The organism is Pseudomonas sp. S3_C06, assembly GCF_054667675.1.
The window spans coordinates 5536944-5556339 of record NZ_CP162747.1 but is presented as its reverse complement, the minus strand read 5'-3'; the positions used below and the strand labels follow the sequence as shown (position 1 = coordinate 5556339).

General features: G+C 58.9%; 10 protein-coding genes. 5 read left to right on the top strand and 5 right to left on the bottom strand.

Annotated features, from left to right (window positions below; all coding sequences use genetic code 11):
- Positions 1-69: 69 nt before the first annotated feature.
- On the bottom strand, positions 70-10869 hold the full coding sequence (locus tag AB4N44_RS24735; protein WP_316917820.1) for a two-partner secretion domain-containing protein: 10800 nt from the start codon (positions 10867-10869) through the stop codon (positions 70-72).
- Positions 10870-11305: 436 nt separating this feature from the next.
- Between AB4N44_RS24735 and AB4N44_RS24730 the strand changes: the two genes are divergently transcribed.
- The 3 genes from AB4N44_RS24730 to AB4N44_RS24720 all read left to right on the top strand — a co-directional run bounded on the left by AB4N44_RS24730 (position 11306) and on the right by AB4N44_RS24720 (position 13051).
- Complete coding sequence (locus tag AB4N44_RS24730) at positions 11306-11581, top strand: hypothetical protein (protein WP_460107100.1); 276 nt, start codon at positions 11306-11308, stop codon at positions 11579-11581.
- Between the two features lie 261 nt (positions 11582-11842).
- A complete protein-coding gene (locus AB4N44_RS24725) occupies positions 11843-12439 on the top strand; it encodes a papain-like cysteine protease family protein (RefSeq protein WP_460107102.1) in 597 nt (198 codons plus the stop codon).
- A gap of 12 nt (positions 12440-12451) precedes the next feature.
- Entirely contained in the window at positions 12452-13051 is a 600-nt protein-coding gene (locus tag AB4N44_RS24720) for a hypothetical protein (RefSeq protein WP_127926243.1), read from the top strand.
- A gap of 52 nt (positions 13052-13103) precedes the next feature.
- Here the strand turns inward: AB4N44_RS24720 and AB4N44_RS24715 are convergent, their stop codons facing one another.
- On the bottom strand, positions 13104-14444 hold the full coding sequence (locus AB4N44_RS24715) for a DEAD/DEAH box helicase (RefSeq protein WP_007914470.1): 1341 nt from the start codon (positions 14442-14444) through the stop codon (positions 13104-13106).
- Positions 14445-14635: 191 nt separating this feature from the next.
- Between AB4N44_RS24715 and AB4N44_RS24710 the strand changes: the two genes are divergently transcribed.
- Positions 14636-15934: a mechanosensitive ion channel family protein gene (locus tag AB4N44_RS24710; RefSeq protein ID WP_150749297.1), complete on the top strand. Its 1299-nt coding sequence runs from the start codon at positions 14636-14638 to the stop codon at positions 15932-15934.
- Between the two features lie 123 nt (positions 15935-16057).
- On the opposite strand, the gene AB4N44_RS24705 is transcribed toward AB4N44_RS24710, so the two are convergent.
- From AB4N44_RS24705 to AB4N44_RS24695, 3 genes are all read right to left on the bottom strand, one after another.
- Positions 16058-16924 (bottom strand): carboxylate/amino acid/amine transporter, encoded by an 867-nt coding sequence (locus tag AB4N44_RS24705; RefSeq protein ID WP_460107105.1) that lies wholly within the window; start codon positions 16922-16924, stop codon positions 16058-16060.
- 346 nt (positions 16925-17270) lie between these two features.
- Positions 17271-17870, bottom strand: coding sequence for an FMN-dependent NADH-azoreductase (locus AB4N44_RS24700; RefSeq protein ID WP_150749298.1), 600 nt, complete (start codon positions 17868-17870; stop codon positions 17271-17273).
- A 231-nt stretch (positions 17871-18101) separates the two neighbouring features.
- Positions 18102-18416, bottom strand: coding sequence for a 3-phosphoglycerate kinase (locus tag AB4N44_RS24695; RefSeq protein ID WP_460107107.1), 315 nt, complete (start codon positions 18414-18416; stop codon positions 18102-18104).
- 49 nt (positions 18417-18465) lie between these two features.
- Here AB4N44_RS24695 and AB4N44_RS24690 point away from each other — a divergent pair, with 49 nt between their 5' ends.
- Positions 18466-19389 carry a LysR family transcriptional regulator gene (locus tag AB4N44_RS24690; protein ID WP_007914443.1) on the top strand — a complete coding sequence of 308 codons (924 nt, stop codon included), beginning with the start codon at positions 18466-18468 and terminating at the stop codon, positions 19387-19389.
- Positions 19390-19396: the final 7 nt, after the last annotated feature.

Here is a 19396-nt window from a genome sequence, read left to right as displayed (position 1 = left end):
AAAAGCCGTCAAAAAAGCTACTCGCTGAAGTACTCGAGCCAGGCCCGAGTACTTCTAGAGACCATGGCGTCACTGCCTGGCTTCACGCTTGGTCTGTTCAATCAATGGCCGATACTGGTCATACAGCGCACCGTAGTTGACGACTAACGCCGGCGGCATGCTGCCGACGTTTTCATACCACGTCATGTCCACGCCATTCTTGGCAATGATCAGCTTATCCATCCAGGTGTCATGCAACGTGGCAAAGGCATTCATGCCCGGTACCGAGTTGGCAATATTGCTGATCAGTGTGCCGTGACAGACCGCCAGCAACGATGCACATTCTTGATTCAGACCAATGTTCTTGCCCTCGACCCACTCGCCATTGATCCATTCGCGTGGCACCAGACCATTCTCGAGTTCCGTGAATTTAGGGCCGCCCGCACGGTCTTCACCCGGCCGGATATCAGGTCCGCGACCGGTCCAGTACGCATAGATTTCCGCCAGCGCACCGGTGCCGGCAATGGTCAGCCATGACTTGTCGCTGCCGTCGCCGGTCAGCAACCCCTTGAGCGCGGTATTGACCGCATAAGCCTTGAGTCGCTCGGTGACATTCTGGGTGATCAGGTTGCCCTGCGGCCCGGTCACTTTGCCCCAGGTGTTGGTATAGGAGCCGGCACCGGCAATGATCGCCGCCGTGACATAACTCTTGATGTTTTCTTCCGAGAGCACGTCTTTGAGGGTGTCGGCCAGATTGCCCTTGTTGTTGATAGCGCTGACTGCCGCCGTACTGGCCATCGAGGTGATCACCGCAGTCAAGGCAACGTTGCCAACGCCGGCAGCGGTGGTTGCTGTCGCCGCTGCGAACGTCGATCCGGTTCCGGATGCCAGAGTGCCGCCGACTGCCGCGCTCGCGGCGCCGGCCGTCAACACCGTGACAATGATCGCCACGGCAATCGCGGCGCCCATGCCCATGCCGGAACTTTCGTAGTCCCACTGGTCATGCACTTCCTTGATCATGCGCCAGTCGATGTCGCCGCGGTTCTGCATGTCCTTGAGCCATGCCAGTTGCGGATCAGCCTTGACCATCGCATCGATGCTGTCGGCCACGGTCTTCTGGTTGACTTCCTTGACATCGATACGAATGTCGCCGGCCGCCTTGATAACGATGTCACCGGCCGCAAGCAGATGACTCTGGCGAATGCTTTCGTCGGTCTGCCCGGCGCCTTTGGCTGAGGTCCAGGCCAGACTGCTCTTGCTTTTCTCGTGGCTCTCCTTTTTCAGGTCGGTGACACTTTCGAAGATCAGGTCACCGCCGCTGCTGATGGTCAGGTCCTTGCCGGCCTTCAGGTTGGCCGCCTGATAGAGCTGATCACCGCCACTGGCAATCGTCAAATCGCCGCCACTGCTGATTTCACTGCCGATATGGGTGACTTTGGTCACCTCGTCACGCCGGGTTTCCTTGCGTCCCAGGCTGCCTTTTTTCTTTTTGTCGTACAGCGAATAGTCGTAATCCTCGGCGGCCAACACATTGATGTCATTGCCGGCGAACAGATAGGCTTCGTCGCCTGCGGTGATCCGGCTCGACACCACGGTCAGGTCTTTACCTGAGGTGAACCCGGCCTTGCCACCGGCGCTGATCGAACTGGCAATCTGATCAATATGGTCTTCCTGCGCGGTGACCTTTTTCGATTTGTAATAGGAATGGGATTCCTCTTCGGCCGAGACGATCAACAGATCACGGTCGGCGCTCATGCCGATATCACGCTGGGCGCTGATCTGACTGCCGATCACCGACAGATCCCGACCGGCATTGACGGTAAAATCGCGTCCGGCCGTGGCAGTCGAACCGACCTGATGAACGCTGCTGGTGGTGGCACCGGTAAACGCGGAATTGTTGCTTTGCGCCGAAACGATGCTCGCGTCGCGCCCCGCCTCGATCACGGTATCGCGCCCACTGACCAGTGCACTGCCGGTGCTGATGAAGTCGCGGCCGGCACTGGCTTTCAGATCGTTGGTGGCCTCGATGCGTGATGCATTGTCGAGGTACTCACGATGCTGTGAGTAGCCCTGTGTGGCAAAACCGCTGCTGGTCACCGTGCGCTCGTTGATGATGTCGCCCTTCACCGCGACCAGATTGACATCGCGCCCGGTGATGATGCCGCCCGATTGGTTGACAATGCTGTTGCCGGCCAGCAAGTCGAGACGGTTGCCCGCCTCGATCAGGCCGCTATTGACCAAGTCATTGCCGGCTGCCGCTGTCAGGTTGTTACTGGCTCGCAGGGTGCCAGCGTTTTGCAGATCGTTGCCAGCAATCAACTTGACGTTAGTGCCCTGGATCAACGCACCATTTGGCGCCAGCCGATTATTGGCCTGAGCCAGATAGAGCACCGGCACCAGCACTTTCTCGCCATTCACTTCGTGCTCTTCGAGCCAGACGATGTCGTGGGTCAGCGCCGCAACCTGCTCGGCGGTGAGCGTCACCCCCACCGACAGATTGAGTTGATCCTTGCTGGCGATAGCATTGTTCATCAGGTACTTGAACAGGCCCTCATCGGAAGTCTGACCATCAATGAAGCGCTGTCCGGTGCGCTCGACCACCGCCTGCTGAATCAAGCGCTGCTCGTACAAACCATCGCCCAGGCGCTTGGCACTTTGGTCAGGGTCATAACCGAGTTTGGCCAGCAGATAATCGGAACTCATGAACTGTTTGAGTTCGGTGAGTACCGGGTTGGTTTCAATCAAGTACTTGTGCGCATTCGATGGCGCCTGGGTATTGGGCAGCCCCTGTACCCTGGCCAGCGTCTGGCCGGTGTTGTCCTTGAGCGGAGCGCTCGGGACGCCGCTCGACGAGCCACCACCGAACTGGACGCTGACATCAATGGCGCTCTGGCCGGAGCTCGGATCTGCGCCTTTACGATCGGCTGTGCTCAGTTGCCGATCAGTCACGCCGACCGGGTTGATCGAGTCAAATGTCAGTGTCCGCCCGCCACTTGGCACTTCGGCCTGACGCTGGGTTTGCGTGACTGACGCGCCGCCGATGGTCCAGTTCTGCGAACCACCGGGCAGCGGCGCTGCGCCGCCCGAACTGGCGCCTTGACCGCTCAAGCGGAACAGGCCGTTTTGCCCGCTCGGCAGTGCGAATCCGGGGGATGCCAACGGGTTGACCTGTTGTTGCGCGAGATCTGGCGGCAATTGGCGGTTGAGGCTGATTACGGTAGGTTTGGCCCCACCCCCGGCGCGCGTGTCGGCTGTCTTCCCCGGGCCGGCAGCGGTTGCACTGAACGACTTCAGTTCGCCGTTACTGATGTTGTTGGTCGCGTTGATCACTACGTTGCCACCGGCCTGCACAATCGCCGGGACATAGGTCTTGCCCGCCGACTCGGTAATGACCGTCTGGAACGGCGTGGCGTTGATGATTTCCGCCGGCGCCTGCACGCGAACCCCTGAAGCATATTGCGACGCTCCAAAAGTGACATAACCGCCACCCGAGGCATCATTTGCATACGTACCGATATATTGAGTACTGGTCTCGAGGATGTGGGGGTTGTTCTTGAGCCAAGGTGTCACCGACGACTCTGCACCTCCTGCAGTCCAGAACCGGATGTCCTTGTTGTAACCTGCATCATTGTGGCTGTTGTAGTCGACAATTTGACTCCAAAGTGTCCTGGTCGGCGCCTTGTTGGTGATGTACTTGAGCGACGAATAGCTGCCCAGCGAACTGCCGGAGTTGTTGAACGTATCGACATTGATGGTGATGTCGGACGACGCGGACACGGTGGAGTTGGAGTTGATGAACTCCGAACCAGTGACGCTCAGATTACGTCCGGCGGTGATGCTCGAAGCATCGGCGTCACCCGAAACCGTGACGTTGAACGTCTGCTGCCAGACCAGGTGTGAATCAACGTCCTCCATATGCTTGGGCCGGGCGGAATCACAGTTGAAGCAACGCACCCCGATGGACGAAGAATCGCCCTCGGTAGTGGTGACGCTGAAGTTTTCCATCTTGTTGTTGACCACGGCCGACTTCAACGACATATCGCCAGTGGACTCGATCCGCCCGGACAGGTTGTCAATCCGGCCTGCACGGTCGGCACCGTTGTAACCCGACACATTGATGTCACCCAGGCTGTACATATCGCTGTAAGTGTTGGTCAGGGTGCCGACTTGCAGGTTCATATGGCCACCGCTGAACAGCAGTGAGCCTTGATTGACGCGGATGCGGTTGTTCGTCAGGTTCTGCGCGTTGATCAACAGGTTTCTGGCACTGGCCAGCGTGCCGAGATTGCTCACCGTAGCGGCTCTGATTTCCATTGCATCAGCCGATGTCAGCCGCCCCATGTTGGTCAATTGGCCGCCCACATTGAGCTTGGTCAAACCGCCACCGGCGACACTGGCAGCCTCGTTGACAGTCAGTTGCGCCGCACCGAGCGTGAGGTCACCCACGCTTGAAACCCGGCCATTGCCGCCGTAACTGCCCGTCAGTTGTACATCCAGAGTGCCGTCACTGGCGATCAAGCCGTCGTTGTTCCAGTTGCCACCGCGCCCTTGCAGGTGCGTGGATGCCAGTATCTGACCACTGGCAGTCTGGCTGAAATTGTTGACGTTGACGTTCAACCGACCTGCCTGAATCACGCTGGAGTTGCTCCAGCTATCGGCATTGAGGGTCAGCCCGCCGCGGGTGACGATACTGCCGCCTGCGCCGGTGACATTGGCCGTGGAAATATCAAACGTGCCCTCGCCCAGATGCAGCAGTTGACCGCCACTGTTCTGAAAGCTGCCGACGGCCAGTGTCAAATCGGTGTTACCGGTTTCCAGTACGCCGTAGCGATTGTCCAGCAGCCCGCCAATCTGAAAGGCGGTTTTGCCACTGTTGCTCAGCGAGCGCAGCTTGCCGGTCTGGTTATCCAGGCTGGCCGCCTTGACTGCCAGAGTGGTGTCGCTTTCGATGACACCGCCACGGTTGTTCAAATCGTTGAGCAGATTCAGGTCGATACGATTGCCAGCGATCTGGCCGACATTGTTGTCCAGCCGGGTGCCGCTCACGCTGAGCAGGTTTTTCGCGTAGAGACCGCCGCTGCCGTTATCCAGCGCCGCCGTGGTAATGCTCACATCCGCGGCCTGCGCCGAGATCCGCCCGCCATTGTTGCTCAATCCGGCCAGAGCCGTGAGTTTGAGACCCTGCGCCTGAATGATGCCGCCCTGGCGATTGTTGTTCAGATCGACGCCGTTGCGCAGGACGCCAACAGTGCGTGCTTCCAATGCGCCTTTTATGCTCGCCAGCACACCGCCACGGTTGTCGATGTTGGCAGCGTTGAGACTGACGGCACCGGTTTCGGCAATGATTCTGCCGCTCTGGTTATCGAGGTCGCCGATGACATCGAGTGTCAAACCGTTCTGGCTCTGGATTGCGCCTTTGGCGTTGGTCAGGCTGTTGGCCTTGAGCAGCAGACCGGCGGTCTGGCTATAGATCAAGCCATCGCCATGATTGAGTACGGTCCCACTGGCGGTGATGGTCAGATCGCCCTTGGCGGCAATGGTGCCCTTGTCGCTGTTGTCCAGCGACTGCGCCTGCAGATCCAGTGTGCTCTGGCTGATCAGTTGACCGTTGCGGTTGCCCAGATCGGTAACGCCTTTGATGCTCAAAGGCCCCGCGCCGGCCAGTTTGCCGGCGCTGTTGTTCAGTTTTCCGGAAAGCCGGAGGTTGATCGCAGCATCACTGACGATCTGGCCGTTACTGTTGTCCAGCCCCGTTGCGCCGACATCGATCGCCTGTTGCGCATTGACCGTACCGCCGACGTTACTCAATGTGGCGCTGTTGATAGTCAGTGCGGCGCCGCTGTCGATCAGGCCCCCCCCAGCGTTATTGAGCGTCCCGTCCACCGCCAGTGTCTGGCCCTCGCCACTGCTGATAATGCCTTTGTCGCTGTTGTCCAGACTGCCGGCCTCGACGTTCAGCCTGCCATGACTGACCAGAGCGCCAGAACCGCTGTTGAGCAGGTCACCCTGCATGGCCACGAACACATTGCCATTGCGACTGGAGAGCGTGCCACCGCTGCGGTTATCGAGGCTGGCGCCTTTGACGACCAGGCCTTCCCAACCTGAAATCAAGCCGTTGCGGTTGACCAGACGAGTGCCGTCGAGGGTCAGTTTCTGGCTGCTGATCAACTTGCCAGCGTTGTTGATCACGTTCCGTGCAACCACGTCGAATCCGAGGCTGCTGGAGATTTCGCCGCTGTCGTTATCGAGATCACGCAGACGTTCAAGGGTCAGCAAGCCGTTGGCTGTGAGCAAACCGTTACGGTTGTCGAGATCACCATCCGCCAGATTCACCGTGACGGCCTTTTCGCCCAGTAAGCGGCCACCGTTCTGGGTCAGTGCGGTCAGCGTGAGATGGATATCATCCTTGGCGGACACCTCGCCGCCGTTGCTGGAATCCAGGGTCGTACCGGTCAGTGACAGCGTCCCGCGACTGTTGATCAAACCGTTGTTACGGTTGTTCAACGCCATGGCGTTTAAGGTGATGGCGTCCACCGCCAGTATCATCCCGCCGTCATTGCTCAAATCGCCACTGCTGATCTGCAGCGCTTTATCGGCGTTGATCACGCCATTGGCGTCGTTGCGCAACACGCCGTCGACGGTCAGATCAAGCCTGCCTCGGCTGTCCAGACTGCCACCGCTGTTGTTCAAACTGGCGCTGCGAACGTCAATCGACGTCGCGCCGATCAAGCCTTTGACGTTATCCAGCGCATTGGCAATGCGTAACGTCAGGCCCTGACTGCTTAAAAGCCTGCCATTGCTGTTATCCAGGTTTTGCGCAGTCAACGTGAAGGCCTGTTTGCTGGAGATCTCACCGCCCTGATTGTTGACGCCATTCAATTGTTTGAGCAGCAAGGCACCGGGCGCGTTGATAAGGCCATTCTGGTTGTTCAACTGACCGTTGTTCATGTCCAGGCTCAGGCTGGTTTTGCTGAACAATTGGCCGCCCTGCTGGTCAAGCCCGGTGACCGATGCAGTTAGCGCTTCTTCGCTGCCGATACGTCCTCGGTCACGGTTATTCACCTGAGCGGCGTGCAGATCCAGCGTGCTGGCGCTGTTGAGCTGTCCAGACTGGCTGTTGTCAAACGCCCCGGTGGTGACCGTCACCGCGCCCTTGGCGCTGATTGTGCCGTTCTGACTGTTATCCAGGCGGGTGCTGACGAGCTTGAGCACGCCGTCAGTCACCAGCGAACCACCCTGATTTGCGACTGCGCCCTGACTGTCGAGCGTCAAATCTTCAGCACTCGACAGACTGCCCATGGTGTTGGTCAGTTGAGCCGTACTGATCGTCAACTGGCGTTCGCTACTGACCTTGCCGTGACTGTTGTCGAATGCACCACTCAGATCCAGGTGCGCCTGCTGCAGGCTGAACAGATTGCCAGCGCTGTTATCCAGCACACGTCCGTGCAGATTGAACAGGGATCGGGAATTGATCAGACCGCTGTTGCGATTGAGCAAGCGATCGACTGTCAGCGTGAGCGCCTGCCCCGAGAAAATCTGCCCGGCATCGCTGTTGTCGACGTTGTCGGCGGTGATCGTCACGGTCGAGTTGCTGGTAATTTCGCCTCCACGGTTGTCTATCTCGCCGCTGTTGAGGGTCAGGGCCTGCGTAGCCCCCAGAAGTCCACCTTGGCGGTTATCGAGTGTTTCAGCGGTCAGACCGAGCACACCGGTGGCGATCAGTTGGCCCTTCTGGTTGTTCAGGCTCTGTGCATTGACGGTGGCATCGGCCTTGCTGGCAATGTTGCCGCCGGCGTTATCCAGCGCCTGTGCCGCAAGCGTGAGTTGTCCGTCGGCAATGAGCGTACCAAGCTGGTTATCCAGCATCTTTTCGGTGACCAGCAATAGCTCGCCACGGCTGCTGATCAGCCCTTCGTGGTTGTCGAGGCTGTCGCTATGACTGTCCAGCGAAGCGCCGGCAATAATGCCTTTGGTGTTGTTCAACGCTCGTGCAATACGCAGCATCAGCCCCAGCTGGCTGAGCAATTTGCCGTTGCTGTTATCGAGTTCCTGTGCTGCCAGCGTGAAGGCTTGCTGACTGGAAATTTCACCACCCTGGTTGTTCACGCCGTTGAGGTTTTTCAGCAACAACGCACTAGGTGCGTTGATCAAACCTTTCTGATTATTCAACTGGCCGTTGTTCAGGTCGAGGGTCAGATCAGCCTTGCTGAACAGTTCACCGCCCTGCTGATCCAGCCCGCTGACCGACATCGTCAGGGCCTGCTGGCTGGCAATTCGTCCTGTGCCGTTATTGACCTGCTTTGCCCTGATATCCAGCGCTGCACCACTGACCACCTGGCCGCTCTGGCTGTTATCGAAATCGCCGCTGCCGAGCCGGGCGATTGCCTTGCTGGAGATCAAACCTTTGCGACTGTTATCGAGACGGTCACTGTTGAGGGTCAAACTGCTGTCAGTGCTGATCGAACCGGCCTGATTGAGCAGATCGCCACGACTGTTCAACAGCAGCTCACCGGCACTGCCCAGACTACCGGCACTGTTGTCGATACGACCGGCATGAGCGGTCAATGAACCCTCACTGCTGATGAGACCTTGTACGTTGAGCAAAGCTTCGTCGAGGGTAATGTCCAGGCCACTGAGAATTTCGAGGTTGCCGTTGCTGTTATCCAGCACGCGGCCCGTTACCGTCGCCGCCCCTTTGGCGCTGATCAGCCCCTTGTTCTGGTTGTTGACCGTAGCGACTGCCAGCGCCAGGTTCTTGCCAGCGAGGACCTTGCCAGCGTCGGCGTTGTTCAGACGCTGTCCGGTGAGGGTCAATAACTGGCTGGCGGAGAGTTCCCCGGCGCGGTTGTCGATTTCTTCGACATTCACCGTGAGTGCTTTCGTGGTGCCCACCAACCCGCCGTTGCGGTTATCGAGGGTTTTGCCCGTCAGACTCAGGTTGCCCTGCGCCACCAGTGCACCGCCCTGCTGTTGCAAAAGACCAATTGTGGCGAGCAGATCACCCTGACTGGAAATACGCCCCAGCGCGTTTTGCACCTCGGCGACAGTGAGCGTGACCGGGCCGACAGCGCTGATCAAGCCGCCGCTGTTATCCAGACGTAAGCCGGAGTAAGCGATCCCGGCCTTGCCGCTGACCTTGCCTTTGTCGCGGTTGTCGAGTTGACCGACATTCAGCGTCAGTTGCTGGTCGGCCTGAATTGTTCCAACGCGGTTATCCGCCGAATCACTGCGCAATGCCAAGGTGGTTTTGCCGATGACTTTGCCGTCGCGGTTGTCGAGGCTGCCGGTCTGCGCATCGATGGCGCCTTTGGCGGTGATCTCACCTTTGTTGCGGTTATCGAGCAACCCGCTGACGCGCGCGGTCAGGTAACCATCGCTGACCAGCGCGCCGGCATCTCGATTATCCAGGCTGGCGGCTGTGAAACTCACCGACTGGGCAGAACCGAGTACGCCGTCGCGATTGTCCATGGCACCGCTGAGGTCGATATTCAGGCCCAGGTCGCCGAGAATCTGGCCGCTGCGGTTGTTCACCGTACCGGCGTTGAGCCGGGTGGTGCCGCTGCTGGCAATCTCGCCGTTGCTGTTGTTCAGTGTCGCCGCCGTGATGACGGTGGTTTGCCCATTGAGCGTGCCACTCTGGTTGTTCAGGGTTTGCGCGGTGTTGACCGTCAGATTGCGGCTGGCGGTGAGGCTTTTGCCGGTGTTGTCGAGATTCTGCGCGGTGAGGCTCAGGTCGCCGCTGGCATTGCGGCTGCCGTCGGCATTGACTCCGGCTTCGATGGCGCCGGCGTTGGTCAGTTGGCCGCTCGCGCTGAGGCTGATGCTGTCGCGGGCCGCGAGGGTCTGGCGGTTGGTCAGGTTGCCTTGGGTTTGCACGTTGAGCGCGGTGCCGGCGTAAACCGGGCCGCGCGCGTCGAGGCTGGCGGCCTTGACGTTGACCGCGCCAGTGGCCGAGGTGTCGGCCAGACTCAACTGACCGTTGGCATCGAGTTGAATATCACCGCCGCTGGCAATCAGCTTGCCGTCGAGTTTCACGCCGACACCGGCCTCGGTGCCGACCAGTTTGATCGCCCCGGCGTACATGCCGCCCAGCGCCGAGGAGTCGATGGCGAGTTGCGGTTTGCTGCTGCCGTCATCGGCGCGGGCGGTGGCATTCAGGGTTTGTGCGTTGACGTCGTTGCGCCCGGCGACAATCGTCAGGTTCTGCGCCTGCAGTTGCGCGTTGATCTTTGCGCTGCGGGTGATGATTTCGAAACGGTCGACGTTGGTCGCGTTGAGGCCTGCACCTTCGATGGCCACCGAACCCTGATCAACCTGAAAACGATCCAGCCGACCGTTGTCGAGCACTGGTTTACCGGTGGTCAAGGTCACCCGTGGCGAGTTGATGAAACCGCAGCCATTACAGGTAATGCCGTAAGGGTTGGCGACGATGACCCGCGCTGACTGCCCCGCCACTTCGGTGTAGCCGCGCAACTGGCTCGGGTTACCGCTGATGACTTCGTTGAGAATCGCCTGCGCCGAACCGCTGTTTTTCAGGTTCGGGTTGTCGACGATATGCCCGCCCAACTGGGTGAGATTATTCTGCGTCGAGCCGTTGTTGAGGATCAGACCCTGCGCACCGACGTTGTAGTCGTGGAACTGGTTGTGCGACAGGCCACTGGCATTAGGCGTGGCGATATTGATGATCGGCACGCCGTTGCCGGCGCGATCCAGCGAGGTGTTCGGGTTGGCCACCACAATGCCATCAGCCTGCGCCCACATCGGTTGCCAGAACATGACGTTCGCCAGCAAAAACGCCAGGCCGCGTTTGGGTACGCCGCAGACCTTCTCAGATTTTCCGAGGGCGCCAGAGGCTTGATGCGTGAATACCGCGTACGGGCGAACATCCATGTTGAGATCTCGTTGCTGCAGGTTGATTGGCAAAAACAACAGGCAAAGCAATCCCCGACCAGCCAAAACCAGAGTGCCGGTGAGTCATAAGCTGAATCAGGAGATTTAGCGCAATGGTCAGAGCGTCCAAAGCATTGCTAAACAATCGCAGACAGGCTGCGAAACTTCTGTTCGATCCCTCGAAAACACACATTGATATCAATGTGACAGCCCGATGTTAGATCGCCATCATTCTGGCGTCAATAAGCCGCTACGCCACTATTCTCGCAACCGCTCTAGCTCGCGGGCTGCGCTCATAAATATGTAATTTTGGCGAAGATCGCTACCTGTTGTTCGCATAATCCGATCGGGGCTGCAAGCGAGCAGCACTGAACTTTTCACGTCTTTGAACCCTCAACCGATTAACCCGCCTTAACCGGAACTGAGGCCTGCCCCCATGAAAACCCTGATCAAACTCACCCTCGCCGCCACCCTCACCTGTGCCCTGCCCGTCTGGGCCTGCACGCCTGAAGAAGCCACCGCAAAGCGCGAACAATTGGCCACGGAAGTCTCGAAGCTGACCGAGCAGAATCCGGCCAAGGCCAAAGAGATCAATGCCGAATTGCAGAAGATGGATCTGGGTACGGCCAGTGCGGATCTGCCGGATAAATGCCAGTTGATTGATCAGCGGTTGAAAGAACTGAATTCTGCCGAGAAGAAGACCGAGGGCTAACAGCAAGATCAAAAGATCGCAGCCTGCGGCAGCTCCTACACAAAACCCTGTAGAGCTGCCGAAGGCTGCGATCTTTTGCCACTAAAAATGCATTAATGCATTTATTTATTTGCGCTAACGCATATCCATGGCTAGGGTTACCTCGAGCAAGGAGATCGGAACCGGCCACAGACGATGGCAACCGTTAAGCACCGATCGCTCGGCAACACCGCTACACCCACACAAGCTGGACGCTTGTTTTCACTCATGGAGGATTGAAAAATGTTAACCACAGCAGCAACACAATTCACCGGCGAATCACTGCCAAGGTGCCTAGCCGGTCACCTGCTCGACCCGCAACTCGCCGAAGCCGAAGCCGAAGCCGAAGCCGCTGAACAGCTCAGCGCCCTCGCCGCCGGCAGCCTCAACTTCAACATGCAGAAACAGACCCAGACCAACTGGTGCTGGGCCGCCGTTTCCGCCTCGGTCGGCAACTATTACGGCACCGGCAACTGGACGCAGTGCGGCGTCGCCAGCACCCAGCTCGATCGCAACTGCTGCAATCAGCCGGGGCCGTGCAACGTCTACGGCTATCTGGATTCGGCGCTGCAAACCACCCGTAGCTACAACGGCATGAATCAGGGTTCGCTGCAGATGTCGGCCATCCAGAACCAGATCAGCATGGGCCGCCCCGTAGGCTTGCGTTGCGCCTGGTACGGTGGTGGTGCGCATTTCCTGACGATTTACGGTACCAACGGCGATTACGTGTTGGTCGCAGACTCGATCTACGGTTATTCGACCCGCGCACTGAACGCATTCCCCCGCGCCTACAACGGCGGCGGCAATTGGACTCACACCTACTTCACGGTAAAAAACTAGGAGGGCGACATCATGCAACTGACTTATCCAAAGGCGCCTTCCAACGGCGTTCAGACTTTGCGCCCGGCGCTGCAAGCCGCGCTGCAAACCCAGGGCTTTGGCGCCAATCGCCAGTTCGCCAACACGGCACCTGCAAAAATCAGTCTCAGCGAAGCCTATCGCGGCTACTCGTTGAACCTGGAGGACCTGAGCCATGGCAAAGGCCTGAAGGAGGCTCGCCTCGGCGACTGGCATTACCTGGTATTTGCCGACGGCGTGACGATTGCCGATGCGCAATTGGCTGAAGTGCGCGGTCACGTCGAGTTCGCCTCGTTGAACCACGGCGATCACGCCGCTGCTACGGTGGGTGCGCTGAAACTGGCAGAACAAGCGCCGCAACTCCAAGGCAAGACCGTTGAGTTGCGCGTGCTGTTTGTCTCGGCCCTGCACGTTGTCGCGATCTGGCTGCATGCCGACGGTGAAGACGTGCTGATCCCGATCGAGCCAACACCGAAAGAACTGGCGACCACGCAGTTGTACAGCGAAGCAACACTGCTCGCCGCACTGAAACCGGCAGCGGATCAAGCCAAGCGGCGCTTTGACGCCGACACCAGTGGCCAGCTCGGCAACTGATGGACGAAAAAAAACCCGGACATTGTCCGGGTTTTTTATGCGCGCCTGAAACTTACTCAGCCGCAGGTTCTGCTGGCTTGCGGCGCTTCAGCGGGGCCATGCCGTCGCTGCTCACCAACGAATCCGGCTTCGGACGGTTGGCGCTCTTGCGCTTGGTCGGCGTCTTGGCGGCGGTTTTCTTCTTGTCGCCCTTGGCGTCGGTCTTTTTCTTCTTCACGCCAACAGCTTTGCCCGAGGCCTTGACCTTTTTCGGCCCGCCGTAGGTGCCTTTGACTTCCTTGATGGTGCGGCGCTCGAAGCTCTGCTTGAGGTAGCGCTCGATGCTCGACATCAGGTTCCAGTCGCCGTGGCAGATCAGCGAGATCGCCAGACCGTCGTTACCGGCACGACCGGTACGACCGATACGGTGCACATATTCGTCGCCGCTGCGTGGCATGTCGAAGTTGATCACCAGATCCAGACCATCAACGTCCAGACCACGGGCCGCAACGTCGGTGGCCACGAGGATCTTCACGCCGCCCTGCTTCAGACGGTCGATCGCCAGTTTGCGATCCTTCTGGTCTTTCTCGCCGTGCAGCACGAACGCTTTGTATTCCTGAGCCACGAGGCGACCGTAGATGCGGTCGGCCATGGCGCGGGTGTTGGTGAAGACGATGGCCTTCTGGTAGGTCTCGTTGGCCAGCAGCCAGTTCACAATCTGCTCTTTGTGCTGATTGTGGTCGGCGGTGATGATTTGCTGACGGGTGGTCGAGTTCAGCTGGCTGACCGCGTTGAGCTGCAAGTGCTCTGGGTTGTTCAGCACCTTGCCGATCATGTCGCGCAGGCCGGAACCGCCGGTGGTGGCGGAGAACAGCATGGTCTGCTGACGGTTCGGACATTCGTCGACCAGACGCTGCACGTCTTCGGCGAAACCCATGTCGAGCATGCGGTCGGCTTCGTCGAGCACCAGCACTTCGACTTCTTTGAGGTCGAGATTGCCGGCGTTGAGTTGCTCGATCATCCGGCCCGGGGTGCCGATGAGGATGTCCGGCACTTTGCGCAGCATCGCGGCCTGGACCTTGAAGTCTTCACCGCCGGTGATCAGGCCGGACTTGATGAAGGTGAACTGCGAAAAGCGTTCAACTTCCTTCAGGGTCTGCTGGGCCAGTTCACGGGTCGGCAGCAGGATCAGCGTCTTGATGCTGACGCGAACCTTGGCCGGGCCGATCAGGCGATTGAGGATTGGCAGAACGAAAGCGGCGGTTTTGCCGCTACCGGTTTGCGCCGTCACCCGCAGATCACGCCCTTGGAGCGCCAGCGGAATGGCCGCGGCTTGCACAGGCGTTGGCTCGACAAATTTCAGCTCGGCCACAGCTTTAAGCAGGCGTTCGTGCAGGGCGAATTGGGAAAACACGGGTGCTACCTCGAAGATATGCAAAAAAACAGCTGCATAGGTTACCGGTTTCGAGCGCTCAGGCCGAGTTTCTTTATACAAACGGACGTAATCAGTGGCTTTTTTGTTGCTCGATTTGTCTCCAACGGTAATACACGGCGTCTTAAATGCTCTAATCGCCCATCGCTTCCTACAGAAGAATCGTTACTCATATGGATTTCAAACAGCTCTGGCTCAAAGCCCAGGACCTCTGGGGCACCCTGGAACAGCATCCATTTCTGCAAGCCGGCCTGGCGCTGATGCTGCTGTTGGTCATCGCGCTAGTACTCGGACGAGTGGCGCGTTACCTGATCTTGCACGCCAGCCGCATGCTTGGCCGCCAGCCGGCGCTGCACTGGATCAATGATTTTCGCCACAACAAGGTGTTTCAGCGCCTGGCGCAGATGACGCCGTCGCTGGTGATCCAGTTCGGTCTGCATCTGGTGCCGGAACTGAGCAAAACCGCGATGACCTTTCTCGGGAACGTGGCGTTGTCGTTCACCATTCTGTTCCTGCTGCTCTCGGTCAGCGCCCTGCTCAATGCTCTGCTCGACATCTACGCACGCACCGAACATGCACGCACGCGCTCGATCAAGGGCTACGTGCAACTGGCGAAAATGGTCTTGTACGTGTTCGGCGCGATCATCATCGTCGCAACGCTGATCGACCGTTCGCCGCTGTTGCTGCTGTCCGGTCTGGGTGCGATGTCGGCGGTGATTCTGTTGGTCTACAAGGACACGCTGCTCTCATTCGTCGCCAGCGTGCAGTTGACCAGCAACGACATGTTGCGCGTCGGTGACTGGATCGAAATGCCACAAGTCGGTGCCGACGGTGATGTGGTCGACATCACTCTGCACACGGTCAAGGTGCAGAATTTCGACAAGACCATCGTCTCGATCCCGACCTGGCGCCTGATGTCCGAGTCGTTCAGAAACTGGCGCGGCATGCAGCAATCCGGCGGGCGGCGGATCAAGCGCAGCCTGTTCATCGATGCCAGCGGCGTGCGTTTCATCCGCGACGACGAAGAGGAAAAGCTCTCGCAGGTGCACTTGCTCACCGATTACATGAGCCGCAAGAAAGCCGAACTCAAAGCGTGGAACGAGGCACAGGGCAATGTCGCGGCGATGTCGGCCAACCGCCGGCGCATGACCAATATCGGTACGTTCCGCGCCTATGCGTTGGCCTATCTGAAAAGTCATCCGGAGATTCAGCCAAACATGACCTGTATGGTCCGGCAGATGCAAACCACCGCGCAGGGGATTCCGCTGGAAATCTACTGTTTCACTAGCACCACGGCGTGGGCTGATTACGAGCGGATTCAGGGGGATATTTTTGATTATCTGCTGGCAGTGCTGCCGGAGTTTGGGCTGAGCCTGTATCAACAGCCGAGTGGTGGGGATTTGCGTTCCGGGTTGCTGCCGGCGGTACTCGGCGCGGCCAGCATTCCCGAGCCGCAGAAACACCTCATGTAACCCCACCGATCAAAACTGTAGGAGTGAGCCTGCTCCGGGCGGCGTTCCGACGATAGCGGTGTGTCAGACAAATCCATATTGACTGATACACCGCTATCGCGAGCAGGCTCACTCCTACAGGGGTTATGCGGTGGCTGGGGATTTACGGATGCCCAGTTGGCTGATCCATACGGCAGCGAGGATGACGCTGCCGCCAAGGAACAACCGCCCCAGTTCCTCATGCTGATTCCAGATCAGCAAATTCAGCAGCAGCCCCACCGGCACATGCAGGTTGTTCATCACCGCCAGCGTGCCACCGTTGACCATGCACGCGCCCTTGTTCCACCAGTACATGCCCAACGCGGTCGAGACCAGGCCGAGGAACAGCAACACGCCCCACTGCAGCGGCGCTTCCGGGAGGAAGTTGGCTTTGCCGAACATCAGGAATGCCGGCAGCACCACCGCCAGCGCGCCGAGGTAGAAGAAGCCGAAACGCCGATAGTGCGGCAGATCGCTCGGGTGTTTCGCCACCAGATGCTTGTACATCACCTGCCCTGCCGCGTAGGTGAAGTTGGCCAGTTGCAGCAGCAAGAAGCCCATGAAGAAATCCGGATTGATGCTGTCGAAACGAATCACCGCCGCCCCGCCCACCGCGACCAGCGCGGCGATCAGCGCCCACGGATTGAAGCGCCGATTCAGCGCGTCTTCGATCAGGGTCACGTGCAACGGCGTGAGGATGGTGAACAGCAACACTTCCGGTACCGTCAGCACACGGAAACTCAGGTACAGACAGACATAGGTCACACCGAACTGCAGCGCGCCGATCACCAGCATGCCGCGCATGAATGAAGGTTCGACCGAGCGCCAGCGGGTCAATGGAATGAACACCAGCCCGGCCAGCACCACACGCACCAGCACCGCGAAGTAGCTGTCGACATGACCGGCCAAGTATTCACCGATCAGACTGAAGGAAAACGCCTGAATCAGCGTGACAAAAAGTAGATAGCCCATGCTCGCCTCGAAATCGAATGGCGGCGACGATAGCGGTTTTCTGGTCTCACTGCGAATAGCCGGAAATACAAATTTCCCTTGTGGGAGCGAGCCTGCTCGCGAAGGCAGAGTGTCAGACGGCAGATACTTGTCTGATACACCGCTTTCGCGAGCAGGCTCGCTCCCACCAGGAGTTTTGCGTCGTTCAAAAAATACAGGCAAAAAAAAGCCCGATCTCGCTAATGCGTTCAATCGGGCTACAGCACTCAGGAGCAACAAGTGCAAAGGGAGGTTCGATGCGCGTAGAGCCTTGAAGGGGTTGCGCCAGGTCACTTAAACAATCGGCGATTATCTGGGGATTAACCTGTCAAGCGACCTGGGACAGCTTGGCGTTGGCCTGATTCAAGCCCTTCTCCTGGAAGTCGCCACCGAGGTTCATGCCTTCCGCGTGAATGAACGTCACGTCGTTGATGCCGATGAAACCCATGACCTGACGCAGGTACGGTTCCTGATGATCCGCCGGGCCGCCGGCGTAGATGCCGCCGCGAGCGGTGAGCACGTAGGCACGTTTGCCGCTGAGCAGGCCTTGCGGGCCGGTTTCGGTGTACTTGAAGGTCACGCCGGCACGCAGCACGTGGTCGAGCCAGGCCTTGAGGGTGCTCGGGATGGCGAAGTTGTACATCGGCGCGGCCATCACCAGCACGTCGGCAGCAAGCAATTCATCAGTCAGTTCGTTGGAACGGTCCAGCGAAGCTTGCTCGTTGGCGTTGCGTTGCTCGGCAGGTTTCATCCAGCCGCCCAACAGATTGATGTCCAGGTGTGGCACCGGGTTCACGGCGAGGTCACGCACGGTGATCTGATCGGCCGGATGCGCCGCTTTCCACTGACTGATGAAGGTCTGGGTCAGTTGACGGGATACCGAGTCTTGCTGGCGGGCGCTGCTTTCGATGATCAGAACGCGGGACATGGTGTGTAGCCTCCATCCGAGAATGTTGTAGGTCGATGGAGTGAAGGTTAAACAGAGTCGAATCGATGAAAAAGCGCAAATAATTGCTGCAAAGCATCGAATAATTCGTTTAGATGCTGAACCATGCTCCTGTAGGAGTGAGCCTGCTCGCGATAGCGGCGTGTCAGGCGATATTGATTTATCTGGGACACCGCTATCGCGAGCAGGCTCACTCCTACAAGGGGTCGACTGTTATTTCGGCGCGCAGGTCAGTTTGATGCGCAGCTTGATGATCTCGCGGGTGAACTTGGCCGTGGCGTTTTTATGTTTGCCGGCCGGTACATCGATTGTGCGCGTGCGTGGTGCTTCCGGGCCGTTGCTGAACACCGCTTTGCACGTCGCATCGACATCACCATAGTTGGCCACCCGAATCGAACCGATGTCGTTATCGGTGTCGAAGGTCTCGTAATCGATCTTCATGCCGTTGAGTTCTTTCTGCACATCGATCGGGTACGCGAAAGCAGTCAGCGGAAGCAGCGCCAGCAGCACACAACAGAATTTTTTCATTCGGCAGTCTCCATGAGGGACGGCCAGCTTAGGACAAGAGGAGCTATTGATGAAAGCGCCCCGCGTGACCCTTGATCAATGGCGAACATTGCAGGCCGTGGTCGACCACGGCGGATTCGCCCAGGCCGCCGAGGCCTTGCACCGTTCGCAATCGTCGGTGAGTTACACCGTCGCCCGCATGCAGGACCAGCTCGGCGTGCCGTTGCTGCGCATCGACGGGCGCAAAGCCGTGCTCACCGAAGCCGGTGGCGTGTTGCTGCGCCGTTCGCGGCAACTGGTGAAACAGGCCAGTCAACTGGAAGACCTCGCCCACCACATGGAGCAAGGCTGGGAAGCTGAAGTCCGTCTGGTGGTCGACGCTGCTTACCCGAGTGCGCGCATCGTCCGCGCGTTGACCGCGTTCATGCCGCAGAGTCGCGGCTGCCGCGTGCGTCTGCGTGAGGAGGTATTGTCGGGGGTCGAGGAAGTGCTGCTCGAAGGCGTGGCTGATCTGGCCATCACCGGCCTGAGCATTCCCGGTTACCTTGGTGCGGAACTGAGCGACGTCGAGTTCGTCGCCGTTGCTCATCCCGATCACCCGCTGCATCGGCTCAATCGCGAATTGAGCTTTCAGGATCTGGAAACCCAGATGCAAGTGGTGATTCGCGACTCCGGCCGCCAGCAGCCGCGTGATGTCGGCTGGCTCGGCGCCGAACAGCGCTGGACCGTCGGCAGCCTCGCCACGGCCGCCACGTTCGTCAGCAGCGGACTTGGTTTTGCCTGGCTGCCACGGCATATGATCGAGCGTGAACTGAAAGATGGTTCGCTCAAGCTGTTACCGTTGGACAGGGGTGGCAACCGCAACTCGAGCTTCTATCTGTATTCGAACAAGGACAAACCCTTGGGCCCGGCCACGCAAATCCTCATCGAACTGCTGCGCACCTTCGACACCTTGCCGCTGGACGCACCGTTCGCCGCCCCTGAACAAGCCTGACACGGAG